Consider the following 21,502-nt stretch of genomic DNA (forward strand, 5'->3'; position numbering starts at 1 on the left):
ACGACCGCATGCACCGTTGCATGCAAGGGGTAGGATCGTCGACCGTGAGCACCCCGAGCACGAACACCACCGCCCAGGCAGCGTCCGACCGGGCCTACGACCACGTGAAGCGCGCGATCATCCGCGGCGACCTGCCCGGCGGCACGGCGGTCAGCGAGAACGCGCTCTGCCAGGAGATCGGCGTGTCGCGGACGCCCGTGCACGAGGCGTTCCTGCGTCTCGCCGCCGAGGACCTGCTCACCCTCGAGTCCCGGAAGGGTGCCGTCGTCCGGCCGATGTCCCCGAGCGAGGCGGCCGACGTGCTCGAGATGCGGGAGGCGATCGAGTCGACCGCGGCGACCCGCGTCGTCACCGACGGGCGCGTGGCGGACGTCACCCCGTTCCTCCAGGCGATGCTCGCGGAACAGGAGCAGGCGGTCGCGACCGGCGACGTCGACCGGTTCATCGAGGTCGACGCGGAGTTCCACGGTGCCGTCATCGGCGCGTCGCGGAACGCGATCGCCGTCATGTTCGCCCGGACCCTCCGCGACCGGCAGCAGCGGCTGCGGCACCACCTGATGCGGCTGCAGCCGTCCCAGTTGCAGGCGTCCCTCGAGGACCACCGGGCACTGGCCGCCGCGCTCGAGGCCGGCGACGCCCTCCGCTACGCCGAGGTCCTCCGCGCCCACGTCGCGTCGCACCGGGGCGCCCTGTGAGCGCCACCACCGGCAGCGTCCCGACCACCGGCTCGCTCGCGGTCCCGAACGCCCGCGTCCTGCCGTGGGTCGCCGTCTGGGGTGCGGTGTTCGTGTGCTCGTGGGGCGGGAACCAATTCTCGCCCCTGCTGCTCATGTACGAGGAGCGCGCGCACTACTCGTCGCTGCTCGTGAACGTCTTCCTCGGCGTGTACGTGCTCGGGCTCGCGCCGGCACTCCTCGTCGCCGGGTCCCTGTCCGACCGGCACGGCCGCCGCCCGCTCATGCTCGCCGGGATCGTCTCGGCCGTCGTCGGCAGCGGACTGCTGGCGTTCGGCCCGCTCGGCGCGGGGTTCCTCATGGCCGGACGCCTGTTCTCCGGGGTCACCGTCGGGATCGCGATGGCGGTCGGCAACAGCTGGGTGAAGGAGCTCTCGCAGGGACGCTTCGACCCGTCGGCCGACGCCGGGTCCGGTGCACGCCGGGCGTCACTGGCGTTCACCCTCGGGTCGGCGTCGGGTGCCCTCGTCGCCGGGCTCATCGCCCAGTGGGGGCCGATCCCCGAGGTCCTGCCCTTCCTCGTGCACATCTGCGTCGCCGTCCCCTTCGCCGTGATCGTCTGGCGCACGCCGGAGACGAGTCGCTCCGGCGGTCTGCCCGGACCCTGGTGGAAGCAGCTCGCCGTACCGAGCGCCGGGCACCGCCGGTTCACCCGGGTCGTGCTCGTCGCCGCGCCGTGGATCTTCGGGTCCGCAGCGATCGGGTACGGGTACCTGCCGACCAAGCTCGCCGGGGCGACCGGCACGTGGGGGCTCGTGTTCGCCACCGCCGCCACCGTCGTCGCCCTCGGGGTGTCGAGTGCCGTGCAGCCCCTCGCCGGGCGGGTCACCTCGCTCCTGTCGGCACGCGGACTGCTGACCGCCGTGGCGCTCATGACCGCGGGCATCGCCGTGGTCGTCGTGGCGGTCCAGCTGCAGTCCGTGGCGATCGGGCTCGTGGCGAACGTCGTGATCGGCCTCGGCATCGGGCTGGCGCTCGTGTCGAGCCTGCTCGAGGTCCAGCGGATCGCGGGGACACGCGACCTGGCCGGACTCACCGGGGTGTTCTACGCGGCGGCGTACGCCGGGTTCCTGGCGCCGGCGGTCATCGCCGCGGTGGCGAACGTCGTGGCGGTGCCGACGATCCTGTGGGTGGTCGTCGGGCTCGGCGTGCTGTCGTGGGTGGCGATCCTGGTGTCGTCGCGGAAGCACATCCCCGCGTAGCTGGGACCGCGCGGTCAGAACTGGTCGCGCAGCCAGGCCGGCCCGTGCACCGCGGCGCCGAGCTCCTCGACGCGGGCCCGGAGCTCGCGGTCGGCGGTCACCACGACGACCGGCGTGTGCCCGGCGTCCACCGCGGCCCGGGCAGCCTCGACGATCGCGTCGTCACCCGACCCCGGCGCACGCACGACGGACACCGGCTCGTCCGCGCCCACAGCGTCCCGCGCGGCACCCTCGAGCACCACGGTCCACCGCGGCCACCACCGGTCGAACGGCAGCGCGAGCACCTCTGCCGACACACCCGCCGCGGCGAGCGCCCCCACCGACCCGAGCAGCCGCGACGCAGCCCCCGCCCGGTCCTTCCACCACCCGTCCGGCACACTGCCGACCACGTTCGCCGCGTCCACCACGACGTGCGGTGTCGTCTCGATCCGTGCCCGCAGCGCCGGCCACGACGCCCCGAACCCGGGGTGCAGGGGCAGGTCCTCGACGTCACCGACGGGCACCCAGGCCAGTTCGAGGCTCTCGCGGTCCGCGATCACCGGTTCGAAGGCCCTGGAGGCGCGCCCCACCACCGTCGTGTACGTCCAGAACCCGAGGTCCAGCACGGCGGTGTGCCGGAGGTCCACGCCGTCCTCGGGCACGCCGGCTTCCTCCGCCGACTCGCGGAGCGCCCCGGTCACGGCGTCCTCGCCGAGGTGGCGGGCTCCGCCCGGGATCCCCCAGGTGCCGCCGTGGTGGCTCCACTCGACGCGGTGCTGCAGGAGCACGCGCCCGGAGCCGTCGTCGACGAGGAGTCCGGCCGCGCCGAACCGACCCCAGGCCTTGGTGCCGTCGGGGCCGACCGCCCAGGCGTCGCCGGGGTCGCGGGGGCCGGGAGGCGGCCCGGGAGGCGTGGTGTCTGGCACCCGTCAACCCTGTCACACGGGACCCGTCATGTGACCGGAGACGTCGGAGCCGCTCGTGTACGGTGTCGGTCGAGACACGGGGTGCCGCAACCAGCGGCTGAGATCACACCCGTCGAACCTGCTCGAGCTCGTACTCGCGAAGGGATCGTCCATGCACACTGCTGCGCCCGCCCCCGACTGGGCCCGTCGGACCGCCGAACTCCTCGAGGCCGTCCGCGCCCGGAGTCCCCTGGTGCACTGCATCACGAACACCGTGGTGCAGAACGTCACCGCGAACGTGCTGCTCGCGCTCGGCGCCTCGGCCGCGATGGTCGACGTCGTGACCGAGGCCGGGCCGTTCGCCCGGGTCGCCGACGCCCTGCTGGTGAACACCGGCACGCCGCACGCCGAACCCCGGGCCGCGTCGCTCGAAGCCGCCTCGGCAGCGGTCGACGCCGGCACGCCCTGGGTGCTCGACCCGGTCGCCGTCGGCTCCCTGCCGGTGCGGACGGCCCTCGCCCGGGACCTGCTGGCACTCGGTCCGACGGTGCTGCGGGGCAACGCCTCCGAGGTGCTCGCGGTGCTCGGCGCCTCGGCCGGTGGTCGTGGCGTCGACAGCACGGTCGGCACCGACGACGCGCGAGCGGCCGCGGTCGACGCGGTGGCCGCCAGGCGCGTGGCCGCGGTGGCCGTGTCGGGTCCGGTCGACCTGCTGGTCGCGCCCGGCATCGGCGCGGTGCGGGTCGCGAACGGCACGGAGCTGCTCACGCGGATCACCGGCGGCGGCTGCGCGCTCGGTGCCGTCGTCGCCGCGTTCACCGCCGTCTCCCCCGAGGACCCGGGGGCGGCCGCCGTCGCCGCGACCGCGGTGCACACGATCGCGGCCGAGCTCGCCGCGCGCGAAGCCGGCGGACCGGGCACGTTCCAGCCGCTGTTCCTCGACCGCCTGGCGTCGCTCTCGCCGGACGACGTCGTGCGCACGGCGCGCATCACCGTGGAGTCCCCGGCGGTGGCCGCGTGAGCGCCGGTGGGTTCGGCGTGTACCTCGTGACCGACCCGGCACTGTCGGACCGGCACGGCATCGGCGTGCTCGGGGTCGTCCGTGCCGCGGTGCACGGCGGGGTGCGGATCGTGCAGGTGCGCGACAAGGACGCCTCGGCCCGTGACCTGCTGGCGCTGACCGCCGCGGTGGCCGACGCCGTGGGTGACCGGGCGACCGTGGTGGTCGACGACCGGTTGGACGTCGCCCTGGCCGCTCGGCACGCCGGACACCGGGTCGCGGGCGTGCACCTCGGCCAGTCCGACGTCCCCGTCACCGCTGCCCGCGCCCTGCTCGGACCGGACGCGCACGTCGGGCTGACCGCGAACACCCCGGAGCACCTCGCCACCGTCGCCGCACTCCCCCGCGGCACGGTCGACCTGCTCGGGGTCGGCGTGGTGCACCCGACCGCGACGAAGGCGGACCACCCGCCGGCCCTGGGCCACGACGGGTTCGGCCGGCTCGCACGCGCGACGGACGTGCCGTGCGTGGCGATCGGTGGGGTGACGCTCGACGACGTCCTGCCGCTCCGGGCAGCCGGTGCCGCGGGCGTGGCGGTCGTCTCGGGCATCTGCGCGGCGGCCGACCCCGGGTCCGCCGCGGCGGCGTTCGTGTCCGCGTGGGGCCCTGGACCCGACCACGGGGCGGAGGCGGGGCCGTCGGGTGGTGGCGATCCGTTCCTCCTGGCCGACGCGACGCACCACGGGGCGGACGCATGAGCATCCCGCGCGTCCTGAGCATCGCCGGGACCGACCCGACGGGTGGGGCGGGGATGCAGGCGGATCTCAAGGCCATCGCCGCGCACGACGGCTACGGCATGGGCGTGGTGACCGCGCTCGTCGCGCAGAACACGCACGGGGTGCGCTCGGTGCACGTGCCGGACGCCGCCTTCCTGCGCGAGCAGCTCGACGCGGTCTCGGACGACGTCGTGGTCGACGCCGTGAAGGTCGGGATGCTCGGCACCGCCGAGGTCGTGCGGGTCGTGACCGGGTGGCTCCGCGAGCACCGCCCGCCGGTCGTGGTGGTCGACCCCGTGATGGTCGCGACGAGCGGGGACCGGTTGCTCGACGAGGACGCCTCGCGGGCGATGACGACGCTGCTCGGCCTCGCCGACCTCGTGACGCCGAACCGGGCGGAACTCGCGGTGCTCGCCGAGCTGGCCACCCTGGACGGACGGGCCCCGGACAGCGCGGAGGACCGGGCGCTCACGATCGCCCGCACCTGGGACGTGCTCGTGCTCGCGAAGGGCGGCCACGACGACGGCGACACCTCGGACGACGTGCTCGTCGGGCCCGCCGGGGTGCTCCGGACGTTCAGCGCGCCACGCGTCCGGACGACGAACACGCACGGCACCGGGTGCTCGCTGTCGAGTGCGATCGCGACGCTCGCGGCCCGCGACGGCGACTGGGAACTGGCCGTCGGCACGGCGAAGCGCTGGCTGACCGCGGCCCTCCGCGGCGCCGACGCCCTGCACGTCGGCACCGGGAACGGTCCGGTCGACCACGGCGCGCTCGTGCGTGCGGAGCGGCCGGAGCCGAGGTGGACCGACCGCTGGTGGGACGACGTCGCCGAGGTCCTGCACGAGACGATCGCGAGCGACTTCCTCGCCGGGATGCGCGCCGGGACGCTCGACCCCGAGGTGTTCGCCGCGTACCTGGCGCAGGACGTCCACTACCTCCGCGCGTACGAGCGGCACCTGGCGCTGCTCGGCTCGTGGACGACCGGGGCCGAGGCCGCGTTCTGGCAGGCGTCGGCCCAGGGCTGTGCCGACGAGGCCCGCGACCTGCACCACCGACGCCTCGCCGGCACGCACGCCGAGGACCCCGTCCACCCCGTCTGCGCCGGCTACCTCGCCCACCTGCAGGCCGCTGCCGACTCCGGGTCCGTCGGGGTCCTCGCCGCGGCGGTGCTGCCGTGCTTCCGCGTGTACGCGTGGGTCGGGACGCAGATCGGCGCGGTCGGGTCGGACCACCCGTTCGCGGACTGGATCGGCGCGTACGGCGACCCGGGGTTCGCCGAGGCCTCCGCGGACGCGACCGCCCGGGTCGAGCGGCTCGCCGCGGCGGCGGCACCGGCCGAGCGCGGAGCGATGACGCGCGCGTTCCGCGCGTCGACCGCGTGGGAGCTCGCGTTCTTCCGGATGCCGACCACGGTCTCCGACGTCGTCATGGGCCCGGAGGCGACCCCGGAGCGTGCCGCCGAAGCGACACGCTCTCGCTGAGCGCCGCGGTCCCTGGCGCGGAAGCGACAGGGTGCCGTCACGATTCGACGGCACCCTGTCGCTTTCGCGGGCGGGGGCGGGCAGGCCGCGCGGCCGGGCCGGACGCGTCGCGCGGGGCGGGCAGCAGCGCGGCCAGGGACGCGGGGCGTCGCGGACGGGAGGCGCGGTGCGGGGCCGACCCGCGCCTCCAGGCCGTCAGCGGGTCGCGGGAGGCAGCCGCACCAGCTCGACCGACAGGTCGCGGCCGTCGACCGCACCGCGCATCCACGTGTGGTCCGGCTGGCGGCGCCGGTCCGTCGGCGAACCCGGGTTGAGCAGCCGCAGCCCCGACGGCGCGACCGTGTCCCACGGGATGTGCGAGTGGCCGAAGACGAGCACGTCGACGTCCGGGTACGCGGCCGTCATGCGACGCTCACGGCCCGCCGCGGCACCCGTCTCGTGCACCAGGGCGACGCGCAGGTCCTCGACGGCGAAGCGGGCCTCGAGCGGCAGGCGGTCGTCGAACTCGGGGCCGTCGTTGTTGCCACGGACGCCCTCGAACCGCGCCGACCGGGCCTGGACGGCGTCGAGCGTCGCGAGGTCCACCCAGTCGCCGGCGTGCACCACGAGGTCCGCGGCGTCGATGTCCGCCCAGAGCCCGGCCGGCAGGTCCTTCGCCCGCTTCGGCAGGTGGGTGTCCGAGAGCAGGACGAACGAGGTCGTCACGGCGTGGTGCGTCCGGGCATCGGCAGCCCCGCCTCGTCCGCGGCGCCGAGCCGTTCGAGGAGCCCAGCGAGGAGCGCGATGTCGTCGTCCGACCAGCTCGCGAGCCGTTCGTCGAGCGCGTCGCGGTGCAGCTGCACGGAGCGTTCGAGTGCAGCACGGCCGGCGTCGGTGGCCACGAGGGGCTTGGCGTTGCCGGTCCCGCCGTCGACCGTCCGGATGAGCCCGGCCGCCAGCAGCCCGGACAGCTGCCGCGAGATCGTGGAGCGGTTCAGCCGCAGGTACCGGGCGATGTCGATCGCCATGCAGCCCTCGTGCTGGACGACGAAGTCGACGAGGGACTGGTCGACGACGCTGAGGATCGCCTCCGAGCCGCGTGCCCGGATGCTCGCGCGGCGGGTGATGCGGGCGAGTTCCGTGTACGCGCGTCCGATGTCGCTGTTGCGGACATCGGGCCTCGGTTCGCTCATCGGACGGACTCCAGCCTGTCTGCGCCGGGACCTGCCGGCGGTGTTCGGTCCCGCCACCATACCGGCGGGTACGGATCGCGTCGGCTCAGTGACCCGCCGCGGCGGCCCGCAGGGCGGGGATGTCGAGCTTGACCATCTGCATCATGGCCTCGAAGACGCGGGCGTTGGCCTCGGGGTCGCCCGAGCCGGTCATCAGGTCGCCCATCATCGACGGGGTGACCTGCCACGCCACACCCCAGCGGTCGAAGAGCCACCCGCACCGGCTCGGACGGCCACCGTCGGCGAGCAGGGCGTCCCAGATGCGGTCGAGCTCCTCCTGGTCGTCGACGTCGACCTGGAACGAGACCGCGTCGGTGTGTTCGTGCCCCGGACCGCCGTTCATCGCACGGTAGGGCTTGCCGAGGAGCGTGAACTCGACGACGAGGGTCTGCCCGTCCGGGGTCTTGCTCACGCTGTCGATGCTGCTGTCGGGGAAGAGCGACACGTAGTGCTCCGCCGCCTGCTCGGCCTGGTCGTCGTACCAGAGGAACGGGGTGATCGTCGGCATGGGCGGGGCCTTCCGGTTCGGCTCAGTCCGCAGCGCCGCGGCTGAGCAGGTCTGCCTTCTCGGGGTGCTCGTCGAACCACTTGCCGACGAACCAGCACATCGGGACGATGCGCCTGGTGGAGTTCGCCTCGACGTCGGCGACCGCGAAGTCGACGAGCTCGGCGGCGTACCCGTGCCCGCGGTGCTTCGGCACCGTGTACGTGTGCGGGAACGCGATCGCGTCGCCGTTCTCGCGGTAGTCGAGGACGCTCACGAGTTCGCCGCCGACGTACATCGCGTAGCGGTCCTGGTCGGCTTCGTCGCGGAACTCGTGGTCCATGCCGCCATCATGCACCCTCGGCGGCGGTGCGGGCGGCAGGCGGTCAGGCCGTCGGGAATGGGCAGGTCGGGGTCGGGCGTTGGTCGGACACCATGACGACAATCGGCATCATCGGCGCAGGCAACATCGGATCCCAGCTCGCACGGCTGGCGGTGCGGAACGGACACGAGGTGGTGATCGCGAACTCCCGCGGCCCCGAGACCCTCACGGACCTGGTCGCGGAGCTCGGCGCGGGTGCCCGTGCCGCGACCCGCGACGAGGCGGCGGCCGCTGGCGAGATCGTCGTCGTCACGACCCCGCTCGCCGCGATCGAGACCATCCCGGCCGGCCCCCTCGGGGGCAAGGTCGTGATCGACACGAACAACTACTACCCGCAGCGCGACGGCCGCATCGAGGCGCTCGACTCCGAGACCACCACGACCGCGGAGCTCCTGCAGGACCACCTCCCCGGCGCCCGGGTCGTGAAGGCGTTCAACCACATCGGCGCCGCGGACCTCACCGGCCACGCCTCCGCTGCGGGCACCCCGGACCGTCGCGCGCTCGTGGTGGCCGGGGACGACGCCGAGGCCAAGCGGGTCGTGTCGGACCTCATCGACCAGTTCGGGTTCGACGTCGTGGACGCCGGGCCCCTCGCCGAGGGCTGGCGCATCCAGCGCGACACCCCCGGGTACGGCCCGCGGCTGACCGCGGCGGAGCTGCGCGAGGCGCTCGCGTCCGCGGAGCGGTACCGCGACATGTAGGTCGCGACCCCCAGCGGGGCCGGGGGGGGCGGGGGGGGGGGGGGCCCCCCGCCCCGCACCCGCCCGCCCGCCCGTCCGCCCGCCGCTGCGAGGCGAGACTCGGCCCCGCGGACAGTTCCGCGGCCGATCGGCCACGAAACTGTCCGCCGAGCCGAGACTCGGCGTCCGCGGTGCGCCGGCGGCGCGCCCGCTCAGGCGCCGTCGAAGACCAGCGTCATCTCGGCGAGGTCGTCCTCGGACGGCTCCCACGCCGTCCCGGCCTCGGCGTTCTGCCGGATCTGCTCCGGCTTCGTCGCCCCCGCGATGACGCTCGACAGCCCGGGCTGGGCCAGCAACCACGCGAAGGTCGCCTGCAGCATCGTGACGCCGCGCTCGTCGCAGAACCGCTGGAACTCCTCGAGGATCTCCCACGGCGCGTCCTGCAGCAGCTGCGGCTTCGCCGTGGTGAGCCGCCCGTCCGAGGGCCCGCCGGCCTTCGTGTACTTGCCCGTCAGCAGGCCGTTGTAGAGCGGGAAGTACGGCAGGAACCCGAGCGCGTACGCACGGACGGCCGGCAGCACCTCGTCCTCGACGCCCCGGGCGAGCGGGCTGTACTCGTTCTGCGCGGACACGAACGCGGTCGTGCCGGCGATGGAGGCGGTGAGCTCGGCCTCGGCGATCTGCCACCCGGCGAAGTTCGAGTGGCCGATGTAGCGGATCTTGCCCTCGCGGACGAGGTCGTCGAGCACGGACAGCGTCTCCTCGATCGAGGTCACGTCGTCCGGGCCGTGCATCTGGTAGAGGTCGATCCAGTCCGTCCCGAGGCGCTTGAGCGACGACTCGACCGCCAGCCGCACGTACCGCCGGGAGCCGCGCACGCCCCAGTCCGGCCCGTTCACCCCCTGCATGTCCATGCCGAACTTCGTGGCGAGGACGATCTCGTCGCGACGTCCCGCGATGGACCTGCCGAGGAGCTCCTCGGACAGCCCGCGCCGGCCGCCGTAGACGTCCGCGGTGTCGAACAGGGTGACGCCGGCGTCGAGGGCCGCGTGGACGACGGCGTCCGTGCCCTCCTGCGTCTCGGTCAGCGTGCCGGGTCGGCCGAAGTTGTTGCAGCCGATGCCGACGGTGGAGACGACGAGCCCCGACGGCCCGAGTGGACGGTGTTCGATTCCGGTCATGCCCCGACCGTACCGGCGACCCCGGAACTGGGGCTGCGCCAGCCGCACGGGTTGCCGTTAGAACTGACGATGGATCAGCCTACGGAGGGAGCACCGCAGTGGCATCGCATCGCATGCCGGACGAGGACCGGCCGCGTCGCGCCGTCCCCGACTGGGTCACGGCTCCCCCCGAGGGCGCGGCAGACGGCCTGGAGGCGCGCCCCGCCCCCGTCGCACCCGCCCCCGCTCCGGAGACGGCCGGCCCCGGCAGCACGCTCCCCGCACCGCCCGCCACACCGGCACTCGTCGACGACGACATCGTGGTGCCCGACTTCCCGCCGGAGGAGCACCTCCTGCCCCCGGCCCCGACCTCGCCCGCGGTGCACACGGTCCCGTTCGACACGGCCTCGGTCGGCCCCGCCCCGGTCTCGCCGATCGACGCCGTCGGTACCGTCGGTGCCGCATCCGTCACGCCGGGGGTCGCACCCGCTCCCGCCGCGCCGGCCGTCCCGGCGGGCCCCAGCGTCCCGGTCGTCGGTCAGCCCCGGTTCTCCGTGCCGGGCCTCGAGCACGTCGTCGTCGAGGGGTCGGAACCGGCTCCGTCGGGACCGATCGGCTACCGCACCCCCGCCCGGTTCGCCCACCAGCGCCCCGCCACACAGGCCGCCGTGGCTCCGGCGACCGCCGCTCCGGCTGTGGCTCCGGCCTTCGACGCCGTCATCGCTCCGCCGGCACCCGGGGGCCCGGGCTCGACACCGGCTCCCCGTGCGGAGGCACTGCCGCCGACCGAAGCACTCCCCCTGATCGACCTGCCGACCCGCGGCTCGGACACGGGACGCGGCCGGTCGACGAGCCCACGAACGCCGAAGGCCCCGAAGGGCACGAAGGGCACGAAGCCCTCGAAGGGCACGAAGGCCGCGAGGCCCGCCCGGCCGTCGCGCACGAGCAAGCCGACCGCGAGGACCGCGAGGACCGCGACCGACGCGCCTCCGGCGGTGGACGCGACCACCCCGGCTGCCGCGACGGTGCGTGGCGGGGGCGGGCCGCGCCTCCAGGCCGCCGGGACGACGCAGCGGGTGGGGACGACTCCCGGGGCCGTCCTCGGCGCCCTCGCCGGACTCGCCACGCTCGGACTCGGCGCGTGGTGGTTCACCGCCCCCGCGACGGTGCACGGTGTCGGGCTGGTGCTCGGCGTGCTCGCGCTCCTGCTCTCGATCGTGACGCTGCGGCGGCCCGAGGCGACGTGGCAGCGGCCGCTCGCGCTCCTCGGTGCCGTGCTCGGCGGGGTCGGGACGCTCGTGCTGCTGTGGGCCGTGGCCTCGGCGGTGCTGCCGCTCGTTGGCGTGACCCTGCCGGACCTCACCGGGACGGGGACGGTCCCGACGCTCGCGCCGTAGCGCGCCGCGCCCGTCACACCGCGCGGACCACCCCGCGGGACAGGATCGCGTTCGTCAGGGCATCGATCGGTTCCCGCTGCACCGTCGGGTTCGCGATGAGCACGTAGTCGACCGCCGGGAGGTCCGGCAACGCCAACCGCTGCGACACCTTCACGAGGTCCGCCGGGATGAGCGAGTGCGGGAACACCGCGACCCCGATCCCCGCCCGGACGGCCGCGAGCACCCCGTTCACGTCGCGCGTGTTGCAGGTGATCCGCCACGTGCGACCGGCGGACTCGAGCGCGTCGATCGCCATCTGTCGACTGATGCTCGGCGCCTGGTACGCGATGAGCGGCACGGGCTCCCCCGGCTCCAGCGCGATGCCGTCCTGCGCCATCCAGACCATCTGGTCGGTCGCGACACGGGTGCCTTCGGCGGACTCCCCCGCGGTCTGCTTGATGAACACGAGGTCGAGCTGCCCCGCGTGCACCCGGCGGAGCAGCGGTGACGACTGGTTCACCGTCAGCTCGAGGTTCACCTGCGGGTGCAGCCGTCGGAAGTCCCGCAGGATCCGGGGCAACTGCGTGATCGCGAGGTCGTCCGCCGCCCCGAACCGGAGTCGCCCGCGGGTCGCGGCTCCCGAGAAGTACGCGTCGGCGGTGGCGTGCGCCGCGAGGATCGTCCGCGCGAACCCGGCCATCGCGTCCCCGTTGTCGGTGAGCGCCACGCCCCGGGTGTCCCGGGCGACGAGGGTCCGGGAGACGGCCGTCTCGAGCCGCCGCACGTGCTGCGACACCGTGGGCTGGCTGATGCCGAGCCGGGCGCCGGCCTGGGTGAAGCTCCCGGTCTCGGCGACCGCGAGGAACGTCTGCAGCAGAACCGGATCCAGCACCGGACACCCTTCGTCGTGACGACCCCATTCGACTTCGCAATGGAGTGATAGCCACCATAGGGGTATCGAATGGGCCGCGCGCAGTTAGTTTCGAGTGGATACAGTCCCGCCTGCTCCACCTCGACCTCCGGAGACCCCCACTCGTGAGTGCGTCATCGACGACCCTCCCCCCGCCCACCGAACCGCTGCCGATCCAGGCCACCAGACCGCCGTGGCGCCACACCCTCATCGCCCTGTCGGTGCCGAACTTCCGGCTCTTCACCGCCACGAACCTCGTCGCGATGACCGCCGGCTGGATGCAGCGCATCGCGCAGGACTGGCTCGTCCTGCAGCTCACCGGGTCCGTCGCGCAGGTCGGCATCACGGTCGCGTGCCAGTTCGCGCCGATGCTGCTGTTCGGGCTCCTCGGCGGAGTGCTCGTCGACCGGTTCTCCAAGCGCGCCCTGATGATGATCACGCAGGGCTCGTTCGCCGTGCTGTCGGCCCTGCTCGCCGTCCTGACGCTGTCCGGGATGGTGCAGGCGTGGCACATCTGGGCGATCGCGTTCGTCGTCGGCATGGTCACCGTCATCGACAACCCAGCGCGACAGGTGTTCGTCACCGAGATCGTCGGCCACGAGCACCTGCGCAACGCCATCAGCGTGAACTCGTCGGTCTTCCAGCTCGGCGGCATGATCGGCCCGGCCCTCTCCGGAGCGCTGCTCGTCGCGGTCGGCGCCGGCTGGTCGTTCGGCGTCAACGCGATCGCCTGCGTCGCCGTGGTGGTGACGCTCGGGTTCCTGAAGGTCTCGGAGCTCCACCGCACACCCCCGGCACCACGCGGGAAGGGGCAGCTCGTCGAGGGCCTCCGCTACGCCGTCCGGAAGCCGACCATCATCGTGCCGGTCATCCTCGTGGCGTTCTTCTCGGTGTTCGCGCTGACGATGCCGGTGCTGCTGTCGGCGTTCGCGTCCGAGGTGTACGACGTCGGCGCTGGTGGCTACGGCGTGTTCAACTCCGCGGTCGCGATCGGCGCCCTGGCCGGCGCACTGCTCTCGACGCGACGCGCCACCGTCCGGCTCCGCACCATCGTCGGCGGGGTGTTCTGGACGGGGATCCTGCTCGTGGTCTCCGGCTCGATCCCGGTCATCGCGCCGTTCACCGTCGCGCTCGTAGCCGTCGGGATGTCGCAGCTGCTCTTCCAGACCGCGTCGAACTCGCTCGTGCAGCTGTCCTCGAACGTCGCGATCCGAGGCCGGGTGATGTCGCTCTACGTCCTCGTGCTGCTCGGAGGGCAGGCGATCGGCGGCCCCCTCATGGGCCAGGTGGTCGACCACTTCGGGGCCCACGTCGGGATGGTCGTCGCCGGAGGCATGCCGGCCGCGGCAGCGGCCGTCGTCGGGCTCGTGCTCGCCCGCCGCGGCGGGCTCCACCTGGCGGTGCGGATGCGGCACCACATGCCGGTGCCGTCGATCGTCGGGCACCGCTGACGCGTCGGGCGGGGGGCGCGGTGCGGGGGGGCGCCGCGCCGCCCGTCCGACGCGTGGTCGCGCTGGGCGCGCGCGCTCGCTGCTCCCGTCGCGCCCGCGTCGCTGCGCCGCCGCCCCGCCGCCGCGCCTTCGCGCCGCCGCGTGGCTGCACTGCCGCGTGGTGTCGAACCACGAAACCGACGTGGAACCAGGCGCGCCGCCTAGTTCCACGTCGGTTTCGTGGTTCCGCACCGAACGCGCGCTGCGCGCCCGCACGCACGCACACCGCGCCGCGACGCGCCGCGCCGCGCCGCACAAGCAAAGTCACCCGGAACCGCGCGGAGGCGCAGTTCCGGGTGACTTCCGTTGTGCGGAGGCGAACCGAACCGCCTAGTAGGCGACCCCGAAGCGCGCCTGGTGGTGTGCCGGCGAAGCGATCTCGTCGACGAAGGCGATCGCGAAGTCCTCGCCGGAGATGTCCGAGTTGCCGTCGGCGTCGGTGAGCAGGACGTCGTCGGTGGTGCGGTAGGTGCCACGACGCTCGCCGGGGTTGTAGCCGCCGAATGCAGCCGCCGGGCTCACGTAGAACCAGTCGACGTCGGTGTCCGACGCGCGGAGGGCCTCGAGGACCTGTCCGTGGCTCTTCGCCTCGCCCTTGAACGCGTCGGGGAACTCGGCCGTGTCGTACAGCGCCGGGCCACCCTCGGCGACGAGCAGCGAACCGGCTCCGCCGACGATGCCGAGGCGCGCACCGGCAGCAGCGGCGGCGTCGACGAACGGCTGGAACGCGTCCTTCAGCTCGCTGCCGTCCGCCTGCACCGCGTGGAGCGCGACGACGATGACGTCGGCGCCCTTCGTGACCTCGGCGACGAAGTCGGTGTCGAAGGCGTCACCCTGCGCGAGGGTGAGCCCCTCGGCCGGCTCGAGCTTCGAGGTGTCGCGGGCGACGGCGGTGACGGCGATGCCGCGGGAGAGGGCCTCGCGGGTGATGGCGGAGCCGGCGTAGCCGGTGCCTCCGAAGACGACGATGCTGGTCATGGAGCAGTCCTTTCGTGGAACGTTGACACTCACCGTACAAGCGTTACTCTCTTTGAGTAAGTAGGCACCTCGCGGTGCGTAACGGAGGTCGTCGTGTCAGCTCTCGAGTACAGCCCCTACGCCGCCGAGTGTCCCTCGCGACAGCTGCTCGACCGCATCGGCGACCGGTGGAGTGTCCTGACGATCGGCACCCTCGCCGACGGTCCGGCACGCTACTCGGCGATCGCCACCCGTGTGCAGGGCGTCTCGCAGAAGATGCTCACGCAGACGCTCCGGGCGCTCGAGCGCGATGGACTCGTCACCCGCACGGTCTTCCCCGAGATCCCGCCGCACGTCGAGTACGAGCTGACCGATCGCGGTCGGTCCCTGCGCGAGGTGCTGAAGCCCCTCGAGGACTGGGCGACCTCGCACATGGACGACGTCGCGGTCTCCCGCGAGCAGTACGACACCCGGCCTCGCTGAGCGCCCCCGGAATCCCCGCGCGACCGCCGTGGTTGCCTGGGGACATGCGATCAGTCGTCTACTCGAAGCCCGGTGACTCGTCCGTCCTGACCCTCGAGGAGCGTCCGCTCCCGGACCCCGGTCCCGGCGAGGTGCGTGTCCGTGTCGTCGTCTCTGGTGTCAACCCGACCGACTGGAAGGCCCGCGCCGGCGGCACCTACGGCGACGGCCTGCCGTTCCCCGAGATCACGCCGAACCAAGACGGCGCCGGCGTCGTGGACGCGGTCGGCAAGGGTGTCGACGGGCTGTCCGTCGGTGACCACGTCTGGCTGTACATGGCGGCTGCGAGTCGCCCGACCGGCACCGCCCAGGAGTACACAGTCGTGCCCGCCGCCCGTGCCGTCCCGCTGCCGGAGGGCACGAGCTTCGACGTCGGCGCCTCGCTCGGGGTCCCGGCGATGACCGCGCACCGTGCCCTCACGACGCACGAGCACGGTCCGGACCGGCTCGCTCCGGGAGCCCTCGACGGCAAGACGGTGCTCGTCGCCGGCGGTGCGGGAGCCGTCGGACACGCGGCGATCCAGCTCGCACGCTGGGCCGGCGCGACCGTGGTCACCACCATCAGCTCGGACGCGAAGGCCGCGCTCGCCACCGCCGCCGGGGCGCACCACACGGTGAACTACCGCGACGAGGACGCTGCCGCGCGGATCCGCGAGATCGCCCCCGACGGTGTGGACATCGTCGTCGAGGTCTCGATCCCGCAGAACGCCGGGCTCGTCGCCGACGTCCTGGCGAACCACGGCGTCGTGTCGATCTACGCGAACAACGGGGGCGACGAGGCCACCCTGCCGATCCGCCCGAACATGAGCGTCAACGCCCGCTACCAGTTCCTGCTGCTGTACACGATCGGCGACGAGGCCCTCGCGGCAGCGGCCGAGGACGTCACCGCGGCACTGCGCGACGGTGTGCTCCCCGTCGGCGAGGACGCGGGCCTGCCGCTCGTGCGGTTCGCCCTGGAGGACACCGCGGCAGCGCACGACGCCGTCGAGCAGGACACCGTCGGCAAGGTGCTGATCGACGTCAGCGCGGAGTGACGAAGCGCTGCGTCCGCCCGGATCGGGTGGACGCAGCGCTCCGGTGGTCGGCGCCGCGGGGCTGGTTCAGCGGGCGAGCGCAGCGGCGAGGCGTGCCTCGAAGCGGCGGCGGGCAGCGACCCGCTCCCGCTCGATGTTGGCGGCGATGACCTCGAGGTCTTCGTAGTCGGCGTCGGTCGTGTCGTCGGTCCAGTTCGGGGTGTACACCCGGGACCGACCGAAGGGCTTCGGTTCGGGGGTCACGATGGTCATGTGGGGATGGTACGTCGAGCGTCCGACAAATCGTGTGCGCATCACGGGCCTTTCCTGCGGTTGCGGTCGCGGTCCGGGAACGGGGTCGCGTGCGAGAACGCGATGGCCATGAACGAGGCCATCAGCGCGACGTACTTGGCGTCGAGGTCGGTGAACGCGTCCGGCGCCGGCGAGTCCACGGTGAGCATGCCGAACGAGTACTCCTCCGACCGGATCACGACCGAGACGTACGAGCGGTAGCGGGGTTCGAACCCCGGCAGGTCCTCGTCGGCGTCGACGTCGGTGGCACGGTCGCCGACCACCCGCGGGCCGCCGCCGACCAACACCCAGTCGAGGTTCCGGTCGCCGTACGGGGTACCCGCCCGGAACACGCCGGCGGTGTCCTCCGCACCCCCGTGCCCGATGGGTTCGAGGCCCCGCAGGTCCTCCGACAGCTGGTAGACGTTCGCACGGACGTCGGGCACACCGGGGAGCAGGTAGAACGCGAGCGCCACGGCGACCCGGTCCGCGAACGCCGGCAACTCCTGCCGGCGGTCCCGGCGGCGCAGCTCGGCGAACCGGGCGAGCCGCGTGGCGAGCTGCCCGAACGCGTACCGGACGGCCGTCCCATGCTCGAGCTCGGTCGACCGCGCCACCGCCGCCGCAGCCGTGACCGACGCCTCGGCCCGTCGGGCGCGGACGACCTGCACGACCACCGCGGCCGCCAGCACGACCAGCCCGAACACGACGAGCGAGACCTTCACCCCTGGAGCCACGACGAGGTTCGGCAGCTGGAAGGCAGCGGTCGGCGCCGTCGCGACCACGATCGGCCAGACGACCGCTCCGGCCCGGCGTCGCCCACGACCCGTCGTGGCCTGGTCCCCTGTCATGTCGACGACGCTAGGACACCCCACCGACGCTGACGGAGTTGTCCACAGGGTGACGTTGTTGTCCCCTGCAACGCGGACTTGACCCCCGAACAGGGGGCGAGCACGATCGGGCCATGAAGCAGCGAACGAACCTCAGAGGCCTCGCCCTCGCCGGAGCCGCCGCAGCAGCCGCGGCCATGACCCTGCTCGGCGGTGGCCTCGGCGCGACCGCAGCGAGCGCCGCCACCGTCTCACCGCAGGTCATCGGCGGCGAGCAGGCACCGAGCACCCCGTGGGAGGTGCAGCTCGTCTTCCAGCAGGGCGGCACCGGCACGTACGGGTGCACCGGCGAACAGCTCAACGCCTCGTGGGTGCTCACCGCCGAGCACTGCGTCGACGGCACCACCGCGATGAACGTCTACCACTCGAACAGCACGACGAACCGGGGCGCGGCGACCGCGGCGGACCGGCTCTACTCCGCGCCCTCCGGGGACATCGCACTCGTGCACCTCAGCACGCCGAAGACCCTCTCCTCGTACGCCCAGCTCGACCTCGCGTACACCACGAAGAGCTCCGGGACCGGCACCGTGCTCGGCTACGGCAACCGCGCCAACAGCGTGCCGACGACGGGGCTCTACCAGGCGACCGTCAACCTCACGGGGAGCTCGACGGACGCGTACGGCGGCCGCGCGCAGCACGTCACGGGTGTGACCGGCGCGTCGAACCACGGCGACTCCGGCGGCGCGCTCGTCGTGAACGGCAAGGTCGTCGGCGTCTGCTCGACCGGCGACGTCGCCGACCCCGGGTCGGACATCCACGCCGGTTCGAACTACGCCGTCCTCACCCAGTCCGCCAGCTGGATCCGCTCGACCGCGGGCGTCTGACCCAGCGCACCCACCACGGGTCGGGAGGCGCGGTGCGGGCCCGCACCGCGCCTCCCGACCTCCCGTGCGCACGACCGGTGCCGCGCTCGGTCGCTCTCCACAGGTCGCGTTGCGCGCCCCTGCGCGTCGTCTGCACCTGGTAAGCAGGAGACATGACCGACGTCTCCACGCCTGCGCCCGGAACCAGAGCACTCGTCCTCGGCGGTGGTGGCGTCGCCGGCATCGCCTGGGAACTCGGGGTGCTGTCCGCCCTGCAGGACGCCGGGGTGGACCTCGACGCCGCGGATCTCGTCGTCGGGTCCAGCGCCGGCAGCGTCGTCGGCACCTTCGTCCGCTACGGCGCGGTGCAGCAGGCGTACGACCAGCAGCACGCCGCCGTCCCGACGACCTACGAAGAACCCGTCCCCATCGACGGCGAGGACTTCCAGCAGCGCATCGGCGCCGTGCTCGAGGGAGCGTCGTCCGACCAGGACGCCCGCGCCCGACTGGGCCTCCTCGCCCAGCGCACCACCGACGGGCAGACCGACGACGAGCGCACGGCCACCTTCGCCGAGACCCTCCCGTCGACGGAGTGGCCGGCGAAGCCGCTCGCCCTCACCGCGATCGACGCGACCGACGGCACCTTCCGCGTGCTCACCGCGGCCGATGCCGTGCCGCTCCCCCGCGCCGTCGCCGCGAGCTGCTCGGTGCCGCTCGTCTGGTCGCCGGTCGGGATCGAGGGCCGTCCCTACGTCGACGGGGGCATGCGCTCCGCCACGAACGCGGACGTCGCCGCCGGGTACGAACGCGTCCTCGTGATCGCGTGCGGTCCCGAGGGGCCGTCGCCGCTCGGGCCGTGGCTCGACGTCGCGGTCGAGGGACTCCGGGCGGCCGGCAGCTCGGTCGAGGTCGTCGTCGCCGACAGCACCTCGCAGCAGGCCTTCGGCACGAACTCGCTCTCGCTGTCCACGCAGGCACCCGCCGCCGATGCCGGACGGACGCAGGGCGCTGCCGTGGCCGAGGGCATCGCCGCGTTCTGGGCGTGAGTTCTCCACAGACCGCCGAGTGACCGTGTCGGGTTCCGGGAGCGCCGCTAGCGTGGGTGCATGACGACGCCGTTCTCGGACCTCGACCAGTACACAGCCCTCCCCCGCGTGGACGGGATCGCGGTGAGTCCGGACGGCTCCCGGGTCGCGCTGACCGTCAGCGTGCTCGACGCCGACGGCACGGGCTACCGGCGGTCGGTCTGGGCGGTCCCCGGAACCTCGGACGCTGCGGCCGCTCCGGTGCGCTTGACGCGCTCGGCCAAGGGCGAAGGCGGCGTCTCGTTCACGCGCACCGGTGACCTGCTGTTCGTCTCCGGCCGCCCCGACGGCGACGGCGACAAGGACAGCGACGCCGCGCAGCTCTGGGTCCTCCCCGCCGCCGGTGGTGAGGCACGACCGGTCACGAAGCTCGCGGGCGGGGTCGGTGGCGTCCTCGGCACCGCATCGCACACGGACACGATCGCGGTCACGGCCGGGCTGCTGCCGGGTGCCGGCACGGACCGGACCGGCGTGGTCGCCGCCGACGCCGAGCTGCGCGGACGCCGGAAGGACCGGAAGGTGCAGGCGATCCTGCACGAGACGTACCCGGTCCGGTTCTGGGACCACGACCTCGGCCCCGACGAGACGCACGTGCTGACGCTCGACCTCGGCACGCTGCAGGAGAAGGCGACCACACCGTCAGCGACCGCCGCCGATCCCTCCGATGACGATGCCGGACCGTCCTACCCGGCGCACCTCCCCGCGCTCACCGACCTGACCCCCGCCCCGGGGCGATCGCTCGAACACGTCGACGGGGTCGTCACGCCGGACGGCTCGGTCGTCGTCGCCACGGTCGGCGTGCAGGAAGCTCGCGGGTCCCGTTCGACGATCGTCGCGTTCGACGTCGCGACGGGCACGCGCACCGTGCTGCTCGACGACCCCGATGTCGACCACGAGATGCCGACGATCAGCCACGACGGCCGGACGCTGGCATGGGTCCGGACCGAGCGGTTCACACCCCGCGGTGCGACCGAGCAGGAGATCTGGGTCGCCCGGTTCGACGGGTCCGCGCTGTCCGACGCGCGGCGGATCGCGGTCGAATGGGACCGTTGGCCGAACGAGCTCGTGTTCGCGCACGACGACGGTGCGCTCCTGGCGACGGCGGACCACGACGGTCGCGCACCGGTGTTCCGGCTCCCGCTCGACGGCGGCGCCGTCGAACAGCTCACCCACGACGACTGGGCGTACTCGAGCCTGCGCGTGGCGGCGGCGAGCGGGACCGTGGTGGCGCTCCGTGCCTCCTGGGCCGCGCCGCTGCACCCCGTCCGGATCGAGGCCGACGGCACCGTGACGACCCTGGCGAGCCCGGCGCCGCTGCCCGAGACGCCCGGCCACCTCGAAGAAGTCGAGACGACCGCGGCCGACGGCTCCCGCGTCCGCGGCTGGCTCCTCCTGCCGAACGACGACGCCGGCGCCGCCCCGCATCCGCTGCTGCTCTGGATCCACGGTGGTCCGCTCAACTCGTGGAACCAGTGGTCCTGGCGGTGGAACCCGCAGCTCGCGGCGGCCCGCGGGTACGCCGTGCTGCTGCCGGACCCCGCACTGTCGACCGGGTACGGTCTCGACTTCATCAACCGCGGCTGGAACGCGTGGGGGCAGGCGCCGTTCACCGACCTCATGGCGATCACCGACGCGGTCGTCGCCCGTGACGACGTCGACGAGACCCGGACGGCCGCGATGGGCGGGTCCTTCGGCGGCTACATGGCGAACTGGGTCGCCGGGCACACCGACCGGTTCCGGGCGATCGTCACGCACGCCAGCCTCTGGGCACTCGACCAGTTCAACGGCACGACGGACATGTCGCAGTACTGGCAGTCGATCTTCGACGAGACCGGGCTGCACGAGAACGACCCGCACCGGTTCGTCGCGGACATCACGTCACCGATGCTCGTGATCCACGGCGACAAGGACTACCGGGTGCCGATCGGCGAGGGGCTGCGTCTCTGGTCCGAGCTGGCGGAGCACCACGCGGCGGACGACGGGACGATGCCGCACCGGTTCCTGTACTTCCCGGACGAGAACCACTGGGTGCTCAAGCCGCAGCACTCGGTGGTCTGGTACGAGACGGTGTTCGCGTTCCTCGAGCAGCACGTGCTCGGGGGCGAGTGGCGGCGGCCGGAGTTGCTCGGGTAGCGGGGCCCTGGCGCGCGGCGTCAGTGGGAAGGCGC

At 73.5% G+C, this 21,502-nt stretch carries 23 protein-coding genes and 1 riboswitch; of the genes, 13 read left to right on the forward strand and 10 right to left on the reverse strand.

From position 1 onward, the window contains the following. Positions 1-44 precede the first annotated feature (44 nt). On the forward strand, positions 45-695 hold the full coding sequence (locus tag WFH25_RS05870; protein ID WP_336697083.1) for a GntR family transcriptional regulator: 651 nt from the start codon (positions 45-47) through the stop codon (positions 693-695). Continuing rightward, a complete protein-coding gene (locus WFH25_RS05875) occupies positions 692-1,936 on the forward strand; it encodes an MFS transporter (protein WP_071294961.1) in 1,245 nt (414 codons plus the stop codon). The genes WFH25_RS05870 and WFH25_RS05875 overlap by 4 nt, the downstream gene beginning before the upstream one ends. Positions 1,937-1,950: 14 nt before the next feature. Here the strand turns inward: WFH25_RS05875 and WFH25_RS05880 are convergent, their stop codons facing one another. Beyond that, positions 1,951-2,841 carry an NUDIX domain-containing protein gene (locus WFH25_RS05880; protein WP_071301853.1) on the reverse strand — a complete coding sequence of 297 codons (891 nt, stop codon included), beginning with the start codon at positions 2,839-2,841 and terminating at the stop codon, positions 1,951-1,953. Positions 2,842-2,908: 67 nt separating this feature from the next. Then, positions 2,909-3,004, forward strand: a riboswitch (TPP riboswitch). Between WFH25_RS05880 and thiM the strand changes: the two genes are divergently transcribed. The 3 genes from thiM (at position 2,993) to thiD (ending at position 6,080) form a co-directional block, all read left to right on the forward strand. Next, on the forward strand, positions 2,993-3,841 hold the full coding sequence (thiM, locus tag WFH25_RS05885) for a hydroxyethylthiazole kinase (protein WP_336697084.1): 849 nt from the start codon (positions 2,993-2,995) through the stop codon (positions 3,839-3,841). (Overlaps the previous riboswitch by 12 nt.) Continuing rightward, positions 3,838-4,578 (forward strand): thiamine phosphate synthase, encoded by a 741-nt coding sequence (gene thiE / locus WFH25_RS05890; protein ID WP_336697085.1) that lies wholly within the window; start codon positions 3,838-3,840, stop codon positions 4,576-4,578. Before thiM ends, thiE begins: the two co-directional genes overlap by 4 nt. Next, the gene (gene thiD, locus WFH25_RS05895; RefSeq protein WP_336697086.1) at positions 4,575-6,080 is read left to right on the forward strand and encodes a bifunctional hydroxymethylpyrimidine kinase/phosphomethylpyrimidine kinase; all 1,506 of its coding nucleotides are present in this window, start codon (positions 4,575-4,577) and stop codon (positions 6,078-6,080) included. Before thiE ends, thiD begins: the two co-directional genes overlap by 4 nt. Positions 6,081-6,275: 195 nt before the next feature. On the opposite strand, the gene WFH25_RS05900 is transcribed toward thiD, so the two are convergent. From WFH25_RS05900 to WFH25_RS05915, 4 genes are all read right to left on the reverse strand, one after another. Next, the gene (locus WFH25_RS05900) at positions 6,276-6,785 is read right to left on the reverse strand and encodes a metallophosphoesterase family protein (RefSeq protein WP_071294965.1); all 510 of its coding nucleotides are present in this window, start codon (positions 6,783-6,785) and stop codon (positions 6,276-6,278) included. After that, positions 6,782-7,252: a MarR family winged helix-turn-helix transcriptional regulator gene (locus WFH25_RS05905; RefSeq protein WP_070418620.1), complete on the reverse strand. Its 471-nt coding sequence runs from the start codon at positions 7,250-7,252 to the stop codon at positions 6,782-6,784. Before WFH25_RS05905 ends, WFH25_RS05900 begins: the two co-directional genes overlap by 4 nt. Before the next feature lie 85 nt (positions 7,253-7,337). Further along, positions 7,338-7,799, reverse strand: a complete 462-nt coding sequence (locus WFH25_RS05910) for a VOC family protein (RefSeq protein ID WP_070418619.1) — start codon at positions 7,797-7,799, stop codon at positions 7,338-7,340. Positions 7,800-7,821: 22 nt separating this feature from the next. After that, positions 7,822-8,118: a GNAT family N-acetyltransferase gene (locus WFH25_RS05915; RefSeq protein WP_070418618.1), complete on the reverse strand. Its 297-nt coding sequence runs from the start codon at positions 8,116-8,118 to the stop codon at positions 7,822-7,824. Positions 8,119-8,210: 92 nt separating this feature from the next. Here WFH25_RS05915 and WFH25_RS05920 point away from each other — a divergent pair, with 92 nt between their 5' ends. Continuing rightward, complete coding sequence (locus tag WFH25_RS05920; RefSeq protein ID WP_336697087.1) at positions 8,211-8,858, forward strand: NADPH-dependent F420 reductase; 648 nt, start codon at positions 8,211-8,213, stop codon at positions 8,856-8,858. Between the two features lie 191 nt (positions 8,859-9,049). Here WFH25_RS05920 and WFH25_RS05925 read toward each other — a convergent pair whose 3' ends face one another. Then, positions 9,050-10,018 carry an aldo/keto reductase gene (locus WFH25_RS05925; protein ID WP_070418616.1) on the reverse strand — a complete coding sequence of 323 codons (969 nt, stop codon included), beginning with the start codon at positions 10,016-10,018 and terminating at the stop codon, positions 9,050-9,052. Positions 10,019-10,116: 98 nt separating this feature from the next. On the opposite strand from WFH25_RS05925, the gene WFH25_RS05930 reads away from it, so the two are divergent. Then, complete coding sequence (locus WFH25_RS05930) at positions 10,117-11,394, forward strand: hypothetical protein (RefSeq protein WP_336697088.1); 1,278 nt, start codon at positions 10,117-10,119, stop codon at positions 11,392-11,394. Positions 11,395-11,407: 13 nt separating this feature from the next. On the opposite strand, the gene WFH25_RS05935 is transcribed toward WFH25_RS05930, so the two are convergent. Continuing rightward, a complete protein-coding gene (locus WFH25_RS05935; protein WP_070418614.1) occupies positions 11,408-12,265 on the reverse strand; it encodes a LysR substrate-binding domain-containing protein in 858 nt (285 codons plus the stop codon). 143 nt (positions 12,266-12,408) lie between these two features. On the opposite strand from WFH25_RS05935, the gene WFH25_RS05940 reads away from it, so the two are divergent. Next, entirely contained in the window at positions 12,409-13,734 is a 1,326-nt protein-coding gene (locus WFH25_RS05940; RefSeq protein WP_336697089.1) for an MFS transporter, read from the forward strand. A 369-nt stretch (positions 13,735-14,103) separates the two neighbouring features. Here WFH25_RS05940 and WFH25_RS05945 read toward each other — a convergent pair whose 3' ends face one another. Then, a complete protein-coding gene (locus WFH25_RS05945) occupies positions 14,104-14,751 on the reverse strand; it encodes an NAD(P)-dependent oxidoreductase (protein ID WP_070418613.1) in 648 nt (215 codons plus the stop codon). A 93-nt stretch (positions 14,752-14,844) separates the two neighbouring features. Here WFH25_RS05945 and WFH25_RS05950 point away from each other — a divergent pair, with 93 nt between their 5' ends. Further along, positions 14,845-15,213, forward strand: coding sequence for a winged helix-turn-helix transcriptional regulator (locus WFH25_RS05950; protein WP_070418612.1), 369 nt, complete (start codon positions 14,845-14,847; stop codon positions 15,211-15,213). A gap of 44 nt (positions 15,214-15,257) precedes the next feature. After that, positions 15,258-16,286, forward strand: a complete 1,029-nt coding sequence (locus WFH25_RS05955) for an NADPH:quinone reductase (protein WP_336697090.1) — start codon at positions 15,258-15,260, stop codon at positions 16,284-16,286. Between the two features lie 66 nt (positions 16,287-16,352). On the opposite strand, the gene WFH25_RS05960 is transcribed toward WFH25_RS05955, so the two are convergent. Further along, positions 16,353-16,538, reverse strand: a complete 186-nt coding sequence (locus WFH25_RS05960) for a hypothetical protein (protein ID WP_022907754.1) — start codon at positions 16,536-16,538, stop codon at positions 16,353-16,355. A gap of 41 nt (positions 16,539-16,579) precedes the next feature. Further along, a complete protein-coding gene (locus WFH25_RS05965; RefSeq protein ID WP_336697091.1) occupies positions 16,580-17,407 on the reverse strand; it encodes a GAF domain-containing protein in 828 nt (275 codons plus the stop codon). 113 nt (positions 17,408-17,520) lie between these two features. Here WFH25_RS05965 and WFH25_RS05970 point away from each other — a divergent pair, with 113 nt between their 5' ends. From WFH25_RS05970 to WFH25_RS05980, 3 genes are all read left to right on the forward strand, one after another. Continuing rightward, positions 17,521-18,270 carry a S1 family peptidase gene (locus WFH25_RS05970; RefSeq protein WP_336697092.1) on the forward strand — a complete coding sequence of 250 codons (750 nt, stop codon included), beginning with the start codon at positions 17,521-17,523 and terminating at the stop codon, positions 18,268-18,270. Between the two features lie 152 nt (positions 18,271-18,422). After that, positions 18,423-19,295: a patatin-like phospholipase family protein gene (locus tag WFH25_RS05975; RefSeq protein ID WP_309886790.1), complete on the forward strand. Its 873-nt coding sequence runs from the start codon at positions 18,423-18,425 to the stop codon at positions 19,293-19,295. 60 nt (positions 19,296-19,355) lie between these two features. Further along, on the forward strand, positions 19,356-21,467 hold the full coding sequence (locus tag WFH25_RS05980) for a S9 family peptidase (RefSeq protein WP_336697093.1): 2,112 nt from the start codon (positions 19,356-19,358) through the stop codon (positions 21,465-21,467). Positions 21,468-21,502 lie beyond the last annotated feature (35 nt).

The sequence above is a fragment of the Curtobacterium sp. USHLN213 genome, from assembly GCF_037144815.1.
In the GTDB taxonomy this organism is placed as follows: domain Bacteria; phylum Actinomycetota; class Actinomycetes; order Actinomycetales; family Microbacteriaceae; genus Curtobacterium.